This is a genomic window from Leptospira kanakyensis (genome assembly GCF_004769235.1).
GTDB lineage: Bacteria > Spirochaetota > Leptospiria > Leptospirales > Leptospiraceae > Leptospira_A > Leptospira_A kanakyensis.
Genome location: NZ_RQFG01000019.1, coordinates 626091 through 643084, shown reverse-complemented (window position 1 = coordinate 643084; position 16994 = coordinate 626091). Strand labels below are relative to the sequence as shown.

Sequence of the window (16994 nt, the reverse complement as noted above, 5' to 3'; positions counted from 1 at the left end):
TTCGTTAGGTAATTTCAGTTGAATGTATGGACTACTACGATCATATCAAACTTGCAGTAAACTTTATTGAAAAACATTTAAGAGATGATATCAGCGTAGAGGATGTTTCTAAAAATGCCTTCCAATCTAGGTGGCATTTTCAAAGGATCTTTCGTTATGTAACCGGATATTCTGTTTATACTTATTTAAAAAAACGAAGGCTTACGGAAGCGGGGAATGATCTCATCCTCGGAAAAGATAAAATCATCGATATTGCTTTAAAATACCATTATACAACGCCGGAGTCATTTCTTCGTGCATTTCGTACGGAATATGGCCAAAATCCGTCAGAATATAGAAAGGGAATGGAACATCGAAACTTTCCGATCTTGGAGATTGATTCTTTGCGAGATGAAATCCGCATCGATGGTTCAAAGATCAAAACCCAAGTCATTACCAAAAATGAATTTATCCTTATGGGAAAACCGAATCGCACGACCATGCAAAGGTGCCAAAACGAAATTGACATACCAAAATTCTGGGGAGAGTTTATGACCGGTGGTTTTCCCTCTTCCATTCCTGATCGAACCAGTGATTCTTTGATAGGAATTTATACAAACTGGGATTATGCGGAAAATTTTGATGTCATCATCGGAGCTCAAGTGAGTTCTGATACAAAGGTTCCCAATGGGTTTGTCACACACCGAATGAAACCGGCTAAATATATGGTATTTACAGTTCCTGGAAATCAAAACCAGGATATACTCAATGGGTGGAAGTATATCTACGGAACTTGGATGCCGAACACTGGATATGAAAGAGAGTTCAGTGATGATTTTGATTTATTTGATGGCCGTTTCCAAAACACAAATCCAGAATCAGAAATTTATATCCCCATCAAATAGTTTTTCTTTTGTAAGACGAATTACACTTACTTCTGAAAAATAGACAAAAAATTAAACCTTTCTTCGGTTCTCAGTTAAAAAGCACAAATAGTCAAGATTGGGATTTTCATTTCTGCTAGGATAACCGTATGGAAAACACAACGCAGAACAAAATTCTTTTACAACCCATCACCCTTGTGGGAATCAAAACGCGAACATCCAACGCAGAAGAAATGTCTGGAAACGGTAAGATTGCAGCCCTCTGGGGCAAGTTTTTAGGGGAAGGGATCTTATCCCAGATTCCCAATCGAATCCATCCTACGGAGTGGATGGTGGCTTATACAGAATTTGAATCGGATGAAACAGGAGCCTATACTATGTTGATTGGTGCCTCTGTAAACAAAGTGGAAACTCTAAAACCCGGTTTTGATTCCATTCAAATTCCTGGATCGGAATATCTCAAAGTTCCGACGAATTGGGGCCCTATATCAACGATTGGACTCGATACTTGGAAAACCATTTGGTCAGAGGAGCAGTACAAAAAAAGTCGGTCTTATATAGCAGACCTTGAAATCTATGGAGCCAATGCGAGTGATCCCAACCATTCTCAATTTGATATTTATTTGGGAATCAAATAGCAAATCGAGAATTTGTAATTTTATCTAGAGACAACTTAAAGATGATTAGTAGGCTTTAAACCCTGTTGGTTTTTCCCCACGGGCATAGGCTGCACTTGCTTTTTTTTCATCTTTCAGGAGTCTCGTTTTTGCAATGAAACGTACCCACCATGGTATGTTGTTGATCGGACTTCCTGTGGAATGTGCGAGTAGGTAGGCTTTCGAACATTTTTCAATCAACTCACAATTGTAAATGGCTTTATCGCGAGTGACACTTGTGATCACAACATTGTCTTCATCGAGAAATGCGTTGGCACCACCAAGGATGATAGAACTTGGCTTCACAGATCCATCGATATGTTTGGGAAGATTCATGACTGGAGCCCCTAACTGACGACACTGTTCATCAAAAACTAGAGGGAGGGGATGGTCTAGTGTTTTTAGTAAAGAACTCCAGTGCGGCTGAAAAGAAGCAATGGCACCAATGTCTGGTCTTAAGGAATACAGACTGGCATGAAACCGAATTAGATTTAAGGTTTCATCACTCATTAAATGAATCCGTAAAGAGTCTGTGGGATTTTCGATTTTATATTCATTAATTTCTGGTTTGGATTTTTTTCCTTCCTCTCGGTGGATGAGAAGGAAACTCGCCTTTCCTGGAAGGCGAAAAGAAAGGTCAGCTTTATGGTCTTGTAATAAACCTTTTGTTTCTAATCTATGCCATAAACTTTTTAGTTCCAATTCATCAGAGGATGTGATTTGTTTTGGAGTTTTTTTCTTAAGAGTACTAACTTTCATGACCATTCCTTTTTAATCTTTACTGATTCCATTCAGTGATTCTTCAAATTTTTTTAGTTCACAGTTTTTTATAAGTTATAATGCAGAAATTAACTGTTGTTTCATCCCACTTGTCATATGCGATAAATTTGTATTCGCTTCAATTCTTGTTCGAAGGAATCGTGCCGCTTCTTTTTCTATTAACTTTACATTCTCGATGGCTTGTTCTAAGGTATATGCCCCGCAAACAAGGCCGTGATTTCTGAGTAAGTATCCGTTTGTTTCCGAATTGATTCGTTTCTTAAATGCATTCACTAAAAAGGAAGTACCGGAAGGTGCATACGATACAGATCGTAAATAGGATCCAATATTTTTGATCCCTTCTGCCGATTTGATATCCATATCCAAACCAAGTAGGGTGACAGCACTTGCCAAAGGTTGGTGGGTATGTAAACTCACTTCGATCTCGGGTCTTAATGTAAAAAAGGATGCATGGATTCCACTTTCAGTTGTTGGTTGTTTGGTTCCCTCGACCATCTTAAGTCCCTTGATTTCTAAGATACAAAGGTCTTCTGGTTTCATTGTATAATAATCTGTAGCTGAGGGAGTCACAGCCATAAGTTCTGAATTGATTCTTACCGCTAAGTTTCCACCAACCCCAGCTAAAAATCCTAAATCAGCTAACTTGATACAGGCGGTAAGCATTGATTTTCTTACTGTATCTATTTTGGAATCTTTCATTGATTTGCCTCACCCTGGGGTTTGATTGGAACCAAAACCCGACATCTGTCGATTTAAAATATGGGGATTTGGGCATTTGTCGAGTATTTTTCTAAAAAAATAAGGAATTTGGCTTGAATTTCTCAATAAAGTCGGCATCTGTCGATAGCAATGGAAGAATTTGGCCAAAATCGATCCCCAGAAAAGAAGATTTTACCTTCTCCCTTTTTATCGGGAAAGGCAGAGCTAGAAAAAATATCTGACCCGGATCGCCGTAAAATTTTACTCCAAGCTTTACGGGAATTATTACGGATGGAAGAGCCGGAATCCATCACGTATGCAAAAGTATGTGTACGAGCCAAAATTCCCAGAGCTTCGGCTTACCATTTTTTTCCCAACCTAGGAGCTATGTACTTAGGGCTTCGATTGGTGCATGCAGAACTTGTTTCTCATCGATTGGAAAGAGTCGACACTTCTGCCTTTGAAACTTGGCAACAATATGTTTATTTCCTAGCGAAAGAAGCTGCCTCTGGCTTAAGGGAAGACAGAGCTTTGATGCGAGTGGTTTATGGAGTTCGGAGTGAAGAAACCATGCATATAGGAAAGGCTTTAGATTCTACACTGGCACGACTGGCTTTAACCCAAGTGGAAGAAAGGTTTTTGGTTCCAGAGATCCCGGATATGCCGCGAAAGGTGGCCATCGCTGTTTCCCTGATTGATTCCGTATTTCGTTACGCGTACCGCGAAGGTGGGGATATTTCCGACGAGATGGTCAGTGAAGCAGGTAGAGCCGCCGTTGCTTATTTGCGATCTTACCTTCCTGAATTCTTACAGGCTAAAAAAACAAATCCCTCCCAATAAGGTGAGTCCACCCAATTTCTGATTTTTCCCAATTCTCTTTTCGGAACCACTCTCTAAAAAAGAAATCGACAATTGTCGGTTTTTTTGTCAAATTACCCCTTACATTCCAAGGCAATCTGTCATGTCCGATCCATGGGTTTTGGGCATCACTTCTATGACTCGCCTTCGGATTTTTTTTTTCTAAGGGAGAGATCCGATGCCAGAGTTCCGTGTTTTAGTTTTCCAGAGAAAGTTGAAAAAGTTTTTTTCCGACCTTGTTTCCTTTATTTTAGGAGCTCAGGAAAAGTTTGTGATGCGCCACAGGATTCTGAATGGAACACTCCTTGCCGGCATCATTGCTATGGGAGTGGGGCTTAGTTCCGAGTTCTTTCGAGAAGGATTTGAAATGGTAGGTCTCATTGCCTTATGGGTGGCATTTGGGTTTGCTTGTGTTTTTTATTACCTCGCTCGGTTCCAGAACAAATTTCAAATTCTCATCCTTCCCACTTTTATCATCAGCTCTCTCACTTCTTTTTTGCAAATTCAATACAGTGGTGGGATAGTCAGCGCCAATGTGATGTTACTTGCTCCCATCTTAGTTTTGAATATGCTCATCCTTGGAAAAAAATATGATTGGTTGGCCATTGTATTTTTTGTTTCCGCACTGTTTGGAGTGAATTACATCCAAATCGATCACCCGGATTGGTTTTATGATTATTCCACGGACAAGGCCCGGCGTGAAGACTTTCTCATCACAGGGATATCCATTTTATTTTTACTGGGTCTTATGTTACGGACTCTCAATCGATCCTATGAGGATGCCATTGGGGAAGTGAGCCGATTGAAATACCAACAAGATGGTGATTATTATCTCACCTCACTTCTCACTCGTCCTCTTTCTGGAATTCGGATTCGTTCACAAACAGTGCAGTTCCAAACTTATATCAAACAAAAGAAATCATTCCAATTTAAAAATAGAGAATATGAATTGGGAGGAGATATTTGTGTGGCTGACCAAATTGTTCTCAGAGGTCGGAGTTATTCCGTATTTGCGAATGGGGATGCTATGGGTAAGTCCATGCAAGGTGCTGGGGGTGTTCTTGTTTTTGGAACGGCATTTCGCGCTTTAGTAGAAAGGACCCATAGAGAAGGAATTTTATCTGGGTATTATCCCGAACGTTGGTTGCATACGGCCCTCAGTGATCTGAATGATGTGTTTGAAGGATTTGATGGTTCCATGTCCATGTCTCTCCTACTTGGTCTTGTGGATGAAGAAACGGGTTTTTTATATTATATCAATGCAGAACATCCCTTTCCCATTCGATACCGAGAAGGAAAGGCAAGTTTTTTATCAGAAGAGGCTACCAATTTCAAATTAGGAATGCACAAAGACAAAGCAAGGATTGAAACCTGCTGGATTCGTCCTGGAGATACCATAATCATTGGTTCTGACGGAAGAGATGATCTAAGCATAGGTTTTGATGCCGAAGCAAATCGTGTGATCAATGTTGACCATACTTCGATTTTGTTCCAAGTGGAAGAAAGTGGCGGGGACATTGAATCCTTAGGCCAACGCCTTCAAAAAGTGGGTGAATTGACAGATGACCTTTCTTTACTCAGCATTCGTTTTCTTCCTGGATCCATTGGGGAAAAGAAAGGTCATGAAAAGGATTTGGAAGAACCCATTCGTTTGATCCAAAAAAACCTTCATCACGAAGCCCTTACTTTACTCAGTAGTTATGCAGAGAATCATACCTCTGACCCTTTTGTATGGAAATTATTGTACCGAGTGTATCGTAAATTGGAGAAACCAGCAGAAGCTGCCCGTGCCGCTGAGAATTTTTCAAATCTCCATCCATCTGGACTCCAAATGATCTTCGAAGGTGCCATTCAATATGCCAAAGCAAGTTTAATTGAAGATGCAATCGATATGGCAGAACGGCTTTATAGCCGTAAACCAGAGGTAATTCCTGTGATTAAGATCCTAAGTCGGCTTTATAAAAAGTCAAAACGTCCAGAGAAAGCAGAAGAATACCAAAAAGAAATCTATCGTTTACAAAATGGCCAGGCTAAAACCTAGAAATTTGGTTGAATTCGTATCTTAGGGGTTAGGTGAATTGCGCTTACCTTTATTTCATAGGGAGTAATTTTGATCTTTTGTTGATAAACTTCGGAAAATAGAATCATTTTTAAATAAATTAGTTTTGTTTGATGAGTCTTAACAAAAATGAATTTACTTTTAATAATCCTCGCTTTGTTATCGTTCCCAGAAGGAAGATTTGATACTATCTTCCTAAGGTTACATGTATGGAAGAAAATGAAACAATAGAAATACCACAAATCCAAGAAGAACCTGCTCCGGAAGTAGCAGTTGTGGTTAAAAAAGCAGCTCCTAAGAAGAAAAAAGCCGCAAAAAAGAAAGCAGCAAAGAAAAAAGCTAAAAAAGCAGCTCCTAAAAAGAAGAAAGCTGCGAAAAAGAAAAAAGCGGCAAAGAAAAAAACTAAGAAAGTTCTCTCTAAAAAGAGACCTGCGAAAAAGAAAACTGCTAAGAAAAGAGCAGCGAAGAAAAAAGTCGCAAGAAAGAAAAAAAGACGCTAAATCCCTCTGGGATAATAGATTAGTTCCATCGGAATCATTGGATTCCGGTGACTGGATTGATTCTATTATCCCAAAATCCATCCTCAAAATTTTCACTTGTTTTCTGATACATTCCGTTATGATGATGCGATGAAAAAGCTCATTTCACTTTTATTTCTTGGGGCCACCGTATCTTGTGCGAGTTTGCCCTACACAATCGAAGATCGTAAATTCGATAAAGCCAAACAAATGATTGAAGAAGGTGCTGATGTAAACCTAACTTCTGATTGTTTTCATGCACTCACCATTGCTGCTATGGAAGGCGATGAAGGTCTTGTAAAACTTTTATTGGATAAAGGTGCAAAGGTAGAAAATCGTTCCAACGAATGTGATTATACAGATCGAATTGGACCTTTCAAATTGAAATTTCGTTGGGGCAAAAGGACTGCTCTTGACCGAGTGGCCAATGCAAAAATTGCAAAGTTACTGTTAGCAAAAGGTGCGAACCCAAACATCGCTGGATATCGTGAATATAGTTTTGGTCCGGATTATGACACTGCTTTATGGAATGCCGTGCGTAACGCTGATTTCGAACTAGTGAAGGTTTTGGTAGAAGCCGGAGCAAACCCAAATGTATATAACAAATCTGGAAAAAATTCCATTTGGGAAATGGCGGAAGCTAGAAAATCACAAGGAAAACCTGAATTTCTTTCTTACTTACAATCAAAGGGTATGAAAAAACTCGAAATTACAGATGCCAAGGCCAAAACCACTGATGGCAAAATACTCACCCAATACAAACACATTGCTACAGGTGCTGTGACAGAAATGCCTGCGAACATTGCAAAAGGTGTGTATGAAAATCCTAAAAATTATTCGGCCCTGACCATGAACGCTGCTGATGGAACTTACTACCATTATGCGGAATTTGTTTGGGTAGAGACGGGACAAAACCTTTATGAATGGTATTTGCTTCGTCAAAAGAAAGCTGGAACTTTGAAGTAAAAGAATACTAAAAAGAAATTTAGGAAAGTTTGATTTCTACTTTTGGTTTTCTGGTTGGGACTTAAAGACCCGCTTGCCAAATGAATCCACTTGTAGAAATCAAATTAGATTTTTTGGTATTTCTTAGCCTGTTTTTTATTTTCTGGATCTAACTCAATGGCTTCTGGATGGAAAACAATATTCCAATACCTAACAATATAAGCCACGACTCCTGCACTGAGTACAAAAAGTAAAACATAAGCAGAGATCACAGGATGGAGTAAAAAAGCATAAGGGGCTCCGAATTGTAAAAAGTAAGGCAGTGACATATACCAAATTACGGATACAGCAACGATCCCCACTCCAAATTTCCCCCACCAGTTGGGGCGACCCTGTAATCCTCTTTTTAAATACAAATACCCACCAAGCCATACCCCGAGGACCTCTCGAATAAAATAAACAATAAGGATCCAACTCGGAAAATCAAAATGAATGGTGACCACAAAGAGTCCACCCAGTGTCACTAGTTTGTCGCAAACAGGATCTAAGTATCTTCCGAGGGTGGTTTCTTGGTGGAGGAGGCGCGCAAAGAGTCCATCTAGATAATCACTGAAAACAGCAGCCAGTGCATAGAATATAGATGCAAATAACTCTTTTACATTTGTCGGATCATGAGCATAAGTATAAGTGCTTTGGAAGAAAAAAGGTAATAACAATACCCGAGAGATGGAAAGGAAATTGGAAAGGGTAAAGATACGATCCTGGAAAAGGTCTTTGGCTTTTTTTTCTTCGATTTGCATAGAACCAGTACCAGATTCTAAAAATTCTAACGAAAGGCAAGAAAACAAATGAAAACTGTGTTGACTATCGGAGTCGATTCTATACTTTGGTTTTTATTCCGATGGAGTTGTAGCTCAGTTGGTTAGAGTGCCTGCCTGTCACGCAGGATGTCGCGGGTTCGAGCCCCGTCAACTCCGCCATCGGTTTTTCCCCTTTACTCAATATACTCTTCTTTCTCTTTCTTAAACAGAATCTGATTTTCTTCTTCTAAAACTCTAGCCACTTGCACAATTTTACTTCTAGCTTCGTTTATCTCTCGTAAGGTGACCCTTGGTTTCATATCCAGAGCATCTAAAATATCTTCTGATCTATTTTGGCTCATATTGTTTAGGAATTTTTTTCGAATCTCATCTCCGGCACCACGGATGGCAAGAGAGATGGCCGTATCATCAGCCAAACGATTGATGAGGATTCGCATTTCTTTGTTATCCAAAGAAAGGATGTCTTCAAAGGTATAAAGTTTTTCACGGACTTGGTCGGCCACATCGGGGGATGTTTCTTCCAATTCAGAAAGAATGGTTTCTTCGGCGCCTTTTTCCATAAAGTTCAAGATGTTCGCAAGGACATGGGCACCACCGGCTTCGGAGTATTCCTGTTTGTCTCTTTCTTCGTATCTTTTCTTTAGAATGCGAGCAATGTTTTGGATCACATCGGGATGGGTTTTGGATGTTGTGGCTAGTCTTACGGCAATTTTTGCCTGTTCCGGTTTTGGAAAGAGTTTCAAAACATCAGCCGCTTTTTTTGGATCCAAATGAGATAAGGTCACTGCTATGATTTGTGGGGATTCTGTTCCAAGCATCCCTTGTAAAACTCCCGGTTCCACTTGGTTTAGAAATTCAAAATCGTTTTTGGTCTCTTCTTTGTGGATCTTCTTTAAGATCACATTGGCTTTTTCCGTTCCGACCGTATGTTCCAAAAGCGATTTCGCGGTGGAGAGTCCACCCGCAGTGGTTTCGTTTAAATCTTCGATGGTATTATGAAATTCGCCAAGGATGACATCTCTTTCTTCTTTGGAAATGGATCTGATTTTGGACATTTCCAGAATCACAGCCTCGAGCATGGAGTCATCTAAGTGCTTCAGAACATCGGCTGCTCTTTCTTTGCCAAGGGATAAAAGGAGGAGGGCGGCTTTCCGTACGCCAGGAGTGGCGGATGTACTGTTCTCAGGCTTCATGTGACATAATTCTCCCGGTTTCCTGATACTGTCAAAAAAAACTTATCTAATGAGACAAAATTTTCTAAAGGTCTCATAAATTCGTACGATACCCTTTGTAAGTTACAAAGATAAGGAACAGAAAACCAGATGGACAAAGCACACAAATTCAAAAACACACTCGAAAGATACATCCACTACCGTGGAATCGATATCGTTCTCCACTTGAAAGACGGACAAAGCATCGAACTCGATAAAAACCGCCAAATGATGGATGATGTAGTGATCGGGAACTTAGCAAGTGGTGTGGTTCGTATCCCTATCGCAGACATCCAAAGCGCCGATTTTTTTGCGGCTTAAAACTTAACCTCGATTATTTTCTACAAGAGTCAGATCACACCGGCTATAAGGCTCGGTTGTTCGAGTAGGCTCTTTAGAGTTCTTAAGAATTCGGCCCCGACCGCACCATCGATCACTCGGTGGTCGCAAGAAAGGGTCAAAGACAAAACCCGGCCAGCTACCACGGCCCCGTTTTCCACAACTGGTTTGTCTTCCACAGACCCAACAGCAAGGATTCCACTTTCTGGTTCATTGATGATGGCTGTGAACCGACTGATTCCATACATTCCTAAGTTGGAAATGGTAAAGGTTCCATTGGAAAATTCTTCCGGTTTTAATTTTCGTTCCCGGGCACGTTTTGCTAGTTCCTTCACCTCTTTCGAAATTTCTAGTATGGATTTTCCATCCGCATTTCGGATAACAGGCGTTAATAGTCCTCCGTCCAGAGAAACAGCAATTCCTACATCCACTCGACCAAATTGTAAAATGGAATCTCCTTGGAAACTCGCATTGACCTTGGGATGAAACCTTAGGGCTGCAGCAGTGGCTTTGACAATGATATCGTTTAGGCTGACTTTGACTTGGAGTTCTGGATCTAAATGTTTTTGGAATTCCGTAAGTTCTAAACGAAATGTTTCCATGGCCTTTGCATTTACATCCACGTTCAAATAAAAATGGGGAAGATTCTGTTTGGACTCGGTCAGACGTTTGGCTATGGTTTTTCGCATACCATTCAAACTCACAACTTCATCGGCGCGTGTTGCCGTTTTACTCGCGTATTGACTTGCACCAGTCCCTTGGCTTAAAGTATCCAAAACATCTTTTTTCGTGATCCTTCCCTCAGGTCCTGTTCCGATCACTGTGTGTAAATCAACCCCATGTTCAATGGCAATGGATTTGGCGAGAGGAGAGGCTAGGACACGAAGTCCTCCTCGGTTTGTTGAATTTATCTCGGTAACCGCCGTAACCGAGTTCATCGAGGTTGGGTTCTGTTTGGTTTCCGATACTTGGGAAGAGATTGCCGGGGCAGTGGGTTCCGAAACGGAAGGTTTGGAGGTTTGGGTTTCCTTCGGGAGTGCCGTTTCCACCTTTGTTTGGCTTGGTGATTGTTTGGGAAGATCCGCTAACAGAGAAGATACGTCTTCTCCTGGTTTTCCAATGACTGCCAAAGCCTGTCCTACTTTTAATTTGGCCCCTTCTGTATGAAGGATTTTTAAAATCACTCCTGTTTCAAAGGCCTCCATTTCCATCACGGCTTTGTCTGTTTCTACTTCAGCTATGATGTCACCGGGAGAAACGGAATCTCCTTCTTTTTTCAACCACTTCACAATGGTTCCTTCTTCCATCGTAGGAGAAAGTTGGGTCATTTCTTGAATTTTTGCCATTATGGTTCTCCTACTGTAACATCTCGCGGATGGTATCAGCAACTCTTGTTGCGTTTGGCAAACTCATTCTTTCTAAGTTGGCAGCGTAAGACATAGGTACATCCATTTGTGTGACTCGTTCCACGGGATGGTCCAAATAAGCGAAGGCATTTTTTTGGATGAGGTATGCAATTTGGGCTCCAAATCCTGCCACAGGCCAACCTTCTTCCACAACGATCGCTCTATTGGTTTTTTTTACCGATTCATAAATTAGATTTTCATCTAACGGGCGTAAACTGCGGAGATCCACAATCTCTACAGAGATTCCTTCTTTTTCGAGAATGGCCGCGGCTTCCTCTGCAAACCCAAGGGCTCTTGACCAAGTCACAAGAGTGATGTCTGTTCCTTTTCTTTTGATTTCACCGAGGCCCAAAGGAATGGTATATTCCTGTTCCGGGACTTCTCCTTTGGATCCGTATAACACTTCTGATTCGATAAAGATTGTCGGGTTATTGTCTCTGATGGAAGATTTGAGTAGGCCGTAAGCATCTTTCGGAGTGGCAGGACAAACCACTTTGAGGCCTGGGCAATGGGCATACCAAGATTCGAAGGCTTGGGAGTGTTGGGCCCCAAGTCTTCCTCCCGCACCACCGGCACCACGAAAGACAATCGGCATGGGGAACTGGCCCCCACTCATATAATTCATTTTTGCTGCAGAGTTGATGATTTGGTCGATGGCAACAAGAGAAAAGTTCCAAGTCATAAATTCAATGATGGGACGTAAACCCACCATCGCCGAACCCACTCCAATCCCCGCAAATCCATTTTCGGAAATGGGAGTGTCGATCACTCTTTCTTCCCCAAACTTATCGAGCATCCCTTGGGAAACTTTATAAGCTCCTTGGTAATGTCCGACTTCTTCTCCCATCAGGTAAATGAGTGGGTCTTTTTCCATCTCTTCCACCATGGCACGGTTTAACGCTTCTCTGTAAGTTAGAATGGCCATTTATTTATCCTCCGCATACACATACTTGTGTAGTTGAGAAAGGGGAGGTTCTGGTGAGGTTTCTGCATATTGGTACGCCTCATCAACTTGGGTTTGGATTTCCAAATCCATTTTTTCTAATTCTTCTGTTTTGATCCCACCTAATTCTAATTCGTGTCTGGCACGCATCAGAGGGTCTTTCTTTTTATAGGCTTCTAATTCTTCTTTGGTTCTATACTTAGCAGGATCCGACATGGAATGGCCACGAAACCGGTAAGTGGATACTTCGATGAGGGTGGGGCCTTCCCCGCGACGAGCCCTTTCCACCGCCACTTGGACATGGTCTCTTACCTTTCTCACTTCATCGCCTTCAATATGATCCCGAGCCATATCATAAGCGTAAGCTCTGACAGAAACATCTTTGACTGCAAGTGCTCGGTATTCGGGAGTTCCCATCGCATAATGGTTATTCTCGCAAATAAAAACGACAGGGAGTTTCCAAATGGCAGCTAGGTTTAAGCCCTCATGAAAGGAACCAATATTGGCAGCACCTTCTCCAAAAAAACAAATGGTGACAGAATCTTCTTTTTTAAATTTAGAAGCAAAGGCAATCCCTGCGGCAAGAGAGATATGACCTCCCACAATTCCGTGCCCACCCATAAAATGAGCATTGCGATCAAAAAAGTGCATTGAACCGCCGTTACCTTTTGAGATTCCCGTACCTTTTCCGAATAACTCTGCCATCAGAGGTTTGGGATTTAAGCCCCTTGCCAAAGCATGGCCGTGGTCTCTATAAGTAGAAACAATATAGTCCTTTGGGGTGAGGGCTGCAATGGAACCAACTCCCACAGCTTCTTGGCCGATGTACAAATGTAAAAACCCACCAATCTTTCCTACGCTATAGGCTTTGGCAGCGGCTTCCTCAAACTTTCGTATAAGTACCATTTGTCTGTAGAACTCTTTCAACTCGCTCACTGATTGTGAGTCTTTTGGGATAGAAGAAACCAACGAGAACCTCCAAAACGACTAAAAAACTACACTATTTAGACGCAGAAGGAAAGCAAAAATCTTGCTCTCCAAGGGACTTCTATGAGACACTTTCCATAGGATACTTATGAAAATTACGAATGCTGGTATCGAATTCTTAGAATTCAATGAATTTAAAAATTTTGCAGTGGATTATGATTTATTAGGATCAGTTTCCCTCAGTGAACCTGTTGTCGGAAAAAATGGAAATATTTTAATCAAAGAAAAAGTTGCGATCAAAGAAAACATTTTAATGAAGTTAGAGGGAATGGAAGGAAATTATATCCCTTCATTCAAACTAGCAATGTCGAAAGATCTGATGCGGATGCTTCGGATGGTACTTTCTAAAGCAATTCTCAGTCGAATTGAAGACAGGTCCAATGAATTCATTTATCATTTATACGAACAAAATGCGGAAAGGATGGCGAGTCTCAAAGGGATCATTCAAAATTCTTTTTATTCGAAATCACTTGCTTTGTCTTTTTTTAGAATTTTACTCAGCCATAAAGAATTTTTTAATCATCTTGCTGATTTTGGACTTTTGAGTTTAGGATCTGTCATCCAAAAAAAATACGGTTTTAAAATGGTGAACCGATTTAGTTTCCTCGCTGGTCTTTGTGCCGACATCTCTGTATCTAAAGAAGGATTGTACAAACAAAGTTTTTTTGGTTCTTCATTGTCTTCTGCTGTGGGGCTCTCTCTCGAAATCGCAAGAAAATTTAATCTCCCCGAAGAAGTCATTAGTGCGATTAACAATCATGGTTCCAATGGATTCGAAATTCCGGGAGTTTCACCTGCCAATGTGAATGTAGAGGATCTTCGCAAACACCAACTCAACCAAGATCTTTTGACTGGAAGTGGAATGGAAGATGATGCCAGCGACGATGAAGAAGAAGCCGGTGAATATGCGGATGATACAGCAGAAGTGACACTCGATGCTTTAAAAATTGCTCGTTATATCATAGAGAATTTAAAAACAACTTCGGATAAAGAACATGTTTCGGAAAAACTTCTCGTGATGTTTACTTACAATGCAGAGAAGGGCTTATTCCGAAAAGACCTTGCCGATCCCATGACCAGTCGGTTCAAAGAATTTGATCAAGCCATCAAAAGAATTCGCACCATCGCAGAAATTGAAAACAAATGTAAGTTCCAAACTTCTGCTTGGGCCTATCCCAAACCAAAGTCTGCACAGATTCTTTGTCGTGATAAAAATTACCAATGCCCTTGGATTGTGAACGGGTGGGATTTAAGAATCATTTCCCCTCAAGATCCTTTTGGACATATTGGAATTTCTTTGGATGTGGGAACCTATCCTAAATGTGCATTGGAAGAAGAACTCCATGCGAAGATAAAATATTCTGATAGTTAGGGATATAAATTTGGAATTTCATCTGTGACTGTTAGTGGATGAAAAGTCCTAAGATTGGAGAAAAAGAAATTAGAACGGCAATTTTAGAAATGATTGCCTTTAAAATAAAAAAACCAACCGAAACTTCGGTTGGTTTTTCTTTTTACGAAAAAAAGATGATTAGAAACCAGCTGGTTTTTTAATGTCTTTTGTTGCGTCTTTGATCGCGCCTGTTGCTGCTTTTTTAGCTTCTGCTTCTGCAGTTTTTACAGCTGCATCAACTTTTTTCTCTACTTCTGTAGTTACTTTTTTAGCTGCATCTTCAACAGTTTCGATTTTTTCTTCAACAACTGGCTCTTCTTTTTTGCAGAATGCAAGTCCGGAAGCCATAGTTACACCAAGAATTAAAACGAGTAGTTTTTTATTCATTGAAAGTTTTCTCCTAAAATCTTTTAATTCTGCCAAAACTACTCGATTGCGATTTCTTTTGAAAGAAATTTCTGGATCCGAATCGAAAATTATGCCTTAGGAATGAATGTAAGGAATTCTTCTACTTCCTTCTTACTTCCAATAATGAGCGTTGTTCTTTCATGAAGTTCTTTTGGTGTGAGGTCAAGGATCCGCTCACCTTTCACAGTCACTGCCATCCCACCTGCTTGTTCGGCAATGTAGGCCATTGGTGCTGCTTCGTACAAGAGTCGTAATTTTCCATTGGGATATTTGGATGACTTCGTATCGTTCGGATAGAGGAAAATCCCACCTTTCAAAAGGTTTCTATGGAAATCTGCTACGAGTGACCCGATGTAACGCGCGGTTTTGGGTTTTTTTCCGCCTTCGATGGACTTGATCTTTTGGAGGTAGGCCTGTACTTCTGGAGACCAATAGGAGGCATTTCCTTCATTGGCAGAGTAAATATCACCGGAGATCGGCATTTGCATATTGGGGTGAGAGAGTAAAAATTCCCCCACACTTGGATCTAAGGTAAATCCGGAAACTCCCTTTCCTGTCGAAAGTACGAGCATGGTAGAGGATCCGTAGATGATATAACCAGCACAACGTTGCAAATGGCCTTGTTGTAAGAGGTCGCGTTCGCCACCTGGTTCTTTGGAATTTGGTTCTAGTCTTTGGTGGATGGAGAAAATGGTTCCGATGGAAACATTGGTGTCAATATTGGAAGATCCGTCTAGGGGATCAATGGCCATAGTGTACTTTCCCATATTGTAACCACCAGGAATTGGGATGATGTGTTCGTGTTCTTCACTGGCAAGGACACAAAGGTGGCCACAAATTTTAAGGGACTGGTTGAAGGCGTTGTCCGCGTATTGGTCCAATTTCATTTGGGTTTCGCCTTGGACATTGGTATCTTCTGTGGCACCAAGGATATCATCCAAAAGTCCGGCCTTTCTCACTTCGCGACCGACGATTTTGGCAGCATAAACGAGATGGCTGAGTAGAGCTGTAAATTCTCCGGAGGCATGAGGGATTTTGAGTTGCTCTTCTAGAATGAATTGCGATAGAGAGATGAGTTTTTTTTGTTTCGGTGTTGCGTTCACAGGTTCCCCGAGTGGTTTTTACTCCATTTTGGGGGGATAACTCCAGGAGCAATCCTTTCTCCTTTTGATTGGCTTGGTGCCAGCCGATACTAAAACTAGGTTCCAATGACAGATCCAATTCATGTAAATACTTCTCCTTCCATGCAAATGACAGATTACCATTCGAGAAGGCTCGGCATTAGTTTTGCCAGTGTGGGAGCCCTTTTGGGTTGGGTTTATCTCGCCGGTGAAATCGTTTTTGAATTTGGCAGGACAGAAAAAGAAGATTGGCTACGGGGTCTCGTTTCGGAAAAACTAACGGAACTGGTTCGTGGTTTGGAATTTATGGAACCAAAACCTCTCGGAACATTTACCGAAAGAGGAAAAGATTTAAAAATCAATATCCTACGCCTTCCCGAGGGAGAGGTGCCTGTTTTTGTCCTTGTGGTCCAGGAAATAGAACCAGAACTTTCTAAAAGAAATTGGGAAGATCTATCCAACCAAGTTTTGACCTTTTGTGCCACTGGGATCTCCATGCGAGAAAAGAACCTTCTCGATTTCCAAACCATCACCGCACCCATCCGCAAAAAAATGGAAAGATCCTTTTCGGGTGAGATCCAATCAGGAGTCATTGCCTTCTTTCACCTCCAAGACCTTTCTCCTTTTTTCAAACCCATGGGAGTGGTGAAAAGCCAAGAGATTCTAAGAGAAGTCACAGCCACCCTCCACAAAGAAACTCGGGAAAACGAATTCAATTTCCAACTGAATCCAAGGTCTTATTTTTTATTTTGTCCAGGAGAGACATTGGATGGAGCCAACCAAAGGTTTGGATCGCTTTACTTTCCATCCAAACATTTGATTTTGGACTATAAACTGAAGATTTTCCCTATCGACAGGGATGTTTTGGCCGATGATTCCCGATTTTCTTCGATTTTCATCGAAAATTTCTGATTAGTTTTTCGGCTGAATTGACAAATCAGGGCGGTTTCCGATACCGTCAAAACTAGACCATTTTTACAAAAGGAC

The 16994-nt window shown here is 41.1% G+C and carries 18 protein-coding genes and 1 tRNA gene; 10 read left to right on the top strand and 9 right to left on the bottom strand.

What is annotated here, in order from left to right; genetic code table 11:
* Positions 1–26: 26 nt before the first annotated feature.
* Positions 27–884, top strand: a complete 858-nt coding sequence (locus tag EHQ16_RS17400; RefSeq protein ID WP_135632439.1) for an AraC family transcriptional regulator — start codon at positions 27–29, stop codon at positions 882–884.
* 128 nt (positions 885–1012) lie between these two features.
* On the top strand, positions 1013–1501 hold the full coding sequence (locus tag EHQ16_RS17395) for a GyrI-like domain-containing protein (protein WP_135632438.1): 489 nt from the start codon (positions 1013–1015) through the stop codon (positions 1499–1501).
* A gap of 45 nt (positions 1502–1546) precedes the next feature.
* Here EHQ16_RS17395 and EHQ16_RS17390 read toward each other — a convergent pair whose 3' ends face one another.
* Positions 1547–2278 (bottom strand): aldose epimerase, encoded by a 732-nt coding sequence (locus tag EHQ16_RS17390; protein ID WP_135632437.1) that lies wholly within the window; start codon positions 2276–2278, stop codon positions 1547–1549.
* A 75-nt stretch (positions 2279–2353) separates the two neighbouring features.
* Positions 2354–2998 carry a class II aldolase/adducin family protein gene (locus EHQ16_RS17385; protein ID WP_135632436.1) on the bottom strand — a complete coding sequence of 215 codons (645 nt, stop codon included), beginning with the start codon at positions 2996–2998 and terminating at the stop codon, positions 2354–2356.
* Between the two features lie 291 nt (positions 2999–3289).
* Here EHQ16_RS17385 and EHQ16_RS17380 point away from each other — a divergent pair, with 291 nt between their 5' ends.
* The 4 genes from EHQ16_RS17380 to EHQ16_RS17360 all read left to right on the top strand — a co-directional run bounded on the left by EHQ16_RS17380 (position 3290) and on the right by EHQ16_RS17360 (position 7399).
* Entirely contained in the window at positions 3290–3838 is a 549-nt protein-coding gene (locus EHQ16_RS17380; protein WP_244242156.1) for a TetR/AcrR family transcriptional regulator, read from the top strand.
* 196 nt (positions 3839–4034) lie between these two features.
* A complete protein-coding gene (locus EHQ16_RS17375) occupies positions 4035–5897 on the top strand; it encodes a PP2C family protein-serine/threonine phosphatase (RefSeq protein ID WP_135632435.1) in 1863 nt (620 codons plus the stop codon).
* 227 nt (positions 5898–6124) lie between these two features.
* Complete coding sequence (locus EHQ16_RS17365; protein WP_135632433.1) at positions 6125–6415, top strand: hypothetical protein; 291 nt, start codon at positions 6125–6127, stop codon at positions 6413–6415.
* A gap of 129 nt (positions 6416–6544) precedes the next feature.
* Positions 6545–7399, top strand: coding sequence for an ankyrin repeat domain-containing protein (locus EHQ16_RS17360; protein WP_135632432.1), 855 nt, complete (start codon positions 6545–6547; stop codon positions 7397–7399).
* Between the two features lie 104 nt (positions 7400–7503).
* Here the strand turns inward: EHQ16_RS17360 and EHQ16_RS17355 are convergent, their stop codons facing one another.
* Entirely contained in the window at positions 7504–8178 is a 675-nt protein-coding gene (locus EHQ16_RS17355; RefSeq protein WP_135632431.1) for a CDP-alcohol phosphatidyltransferase family protein, read from the bottom strand.
* A 103-nt stretch (positions 8179–8281) separates the two neighbouring features.
* Here EHQ16_RS17355 and EHQ16_RS17350 point away from each other — a divergent pair.
* Positions 8282–8358 (top strand) — tRNA-Asp (locus tag EHQ16_RS17350).
* Between the two features lie 14 nt (positions 8359–8372).
* On the opposite strand, the gene fliG is transcribed toward EHQ16_RS17350, so the two are convergent.
* Entirely contained in the window at positions 8373–9392 is a 1020-nt protein-coding gene (fliG, locus tag EHQ16_RS17345) for a flagellar motor switch protein FliG (RefSeq protein ID WP_135632430.1), read from the bottom strand.
* A gap of 129 nt (positions 9393–9521) precedes the next feature.
* Here fliG and EHQ16_RS17340 point away from each other — a divergent pair, with 129 nt between their 5' ends.
* Positions 9522–9731, top strand: coding sequence for a hypothetical protein (locus EHQ16_RS17340; protein ID WP_135632429.1), 210 nt, complete (start codon positions 9522–9524; stop codon positions 9729–9731).
* Positions 9732–9760: 29 nt separating this feature from the next.
* On the opposite strand, the gene EHQ16_RS17335 is transcribed toward EHQ16_RS17340, so the two are convergent.
* The 3 genes from EHQ16_RS17335 to pdhA are packed head-to-tail and all read right to left on the bottom strand — an operon-like array spanning position 9761 to position 13067.
* Positions 9761–11095 (bottom strand): pyruvate dehydrogenase complex dihydrolipoamide acetyltransferase, encoded by a 1335-nt coding sequence (locus EHQ16_RS17335; protein ID WP_135632428.1) that lies wholly within the window; start codon positions 11093–11095, stop codon positions 9761–9763.
* Between the two features lie 10 nt (positions 11096–11105).
* The gene (locus EHQ16_RS17330) at positions 11106–12080 is read right to left on the bottom strand and encodes a pyruvate dehydrogenase complex E1 component subunit beta (protein WP_135632427.1); all 975 of its coding nucleotides are present in this window, start codon (positions 12078–12080) and stop codon (positions 11106–11108) included.
* Positions 12081–13067: a pyruvate dehydrogenase (acetyl-transferring) E1 component subunit alpha gene (gene pdhA / locus EHQ16_RS17325; RefSeq protein ID WP_135632426.1), complete on the bottom strand. Its 987-nt coding sequence runs from the start codon at positions 13065–13067 to the stop codon at positions 12081–12083.
* A gap of 106 nt (positions 13068–13173) precedes the next feature.
* Here pdhA and EHQ16_RS17320 point away from each other — a divergent pair, with 106 nt between their 5' ends.
* Entirely contained in the window at positions 13174–14457 is a 1284-nt protein-coding gene (locus tag EHQ16_RS17320) for a hypothetical protein (protein ID WP_135632425.1), read from the top strand.
* A 159-nt stretch (positions 14458–14616) separates the two neighbouring features.
* Here the strand turns inward: EHQ16_RS17320 and EHQ16_RS17315 are convergent, their stop codons facing one another.
* Both EHQ16_RS17315 and fbp read right to left on the bottom strand, forming a co-directional pair.
* On the bottom strand, positions 14617–14901 hold the full coding sequence (locus EHQ16_RS17315; protein WP_232373655.1) for a hypothetical protein: 285 nt from the start codon (positions 14899–14901) through the stop codon (positions 14617–14619).
* A gap of 53 nt (positions 14902–14954) precedes the next feature.
* Positions 14955–15989 (bottom strand): class 1 fructose-bisphosphatase, encoded by a 1035-nt coding sequence (gene fbp, locus EHQ16_RS17310; RefSeq protein ID WP_135632424.1) that lies wholly within the window; start codon positions 15987–15989, stop codon positions 14955–14957.
* A gap of 105 nt (positions 15990–16094) precedes the next feature.
* On the opposite strand from fbp, the gene EHQ16_RS17305 reads away from it, so the two are divergent.
* Positions 16095–16919 (top strand): hypothetical protein, encoded by an 825-nt coding sequence (locus EHQ16_RS17305; RefSeq protein WP_167482671.1) that lies wholly within the window; start codon positions 16095–16097, stop codon positions 16917–16919.
* Positions 16920–16994: the final 75 nt, after the last annotated feature.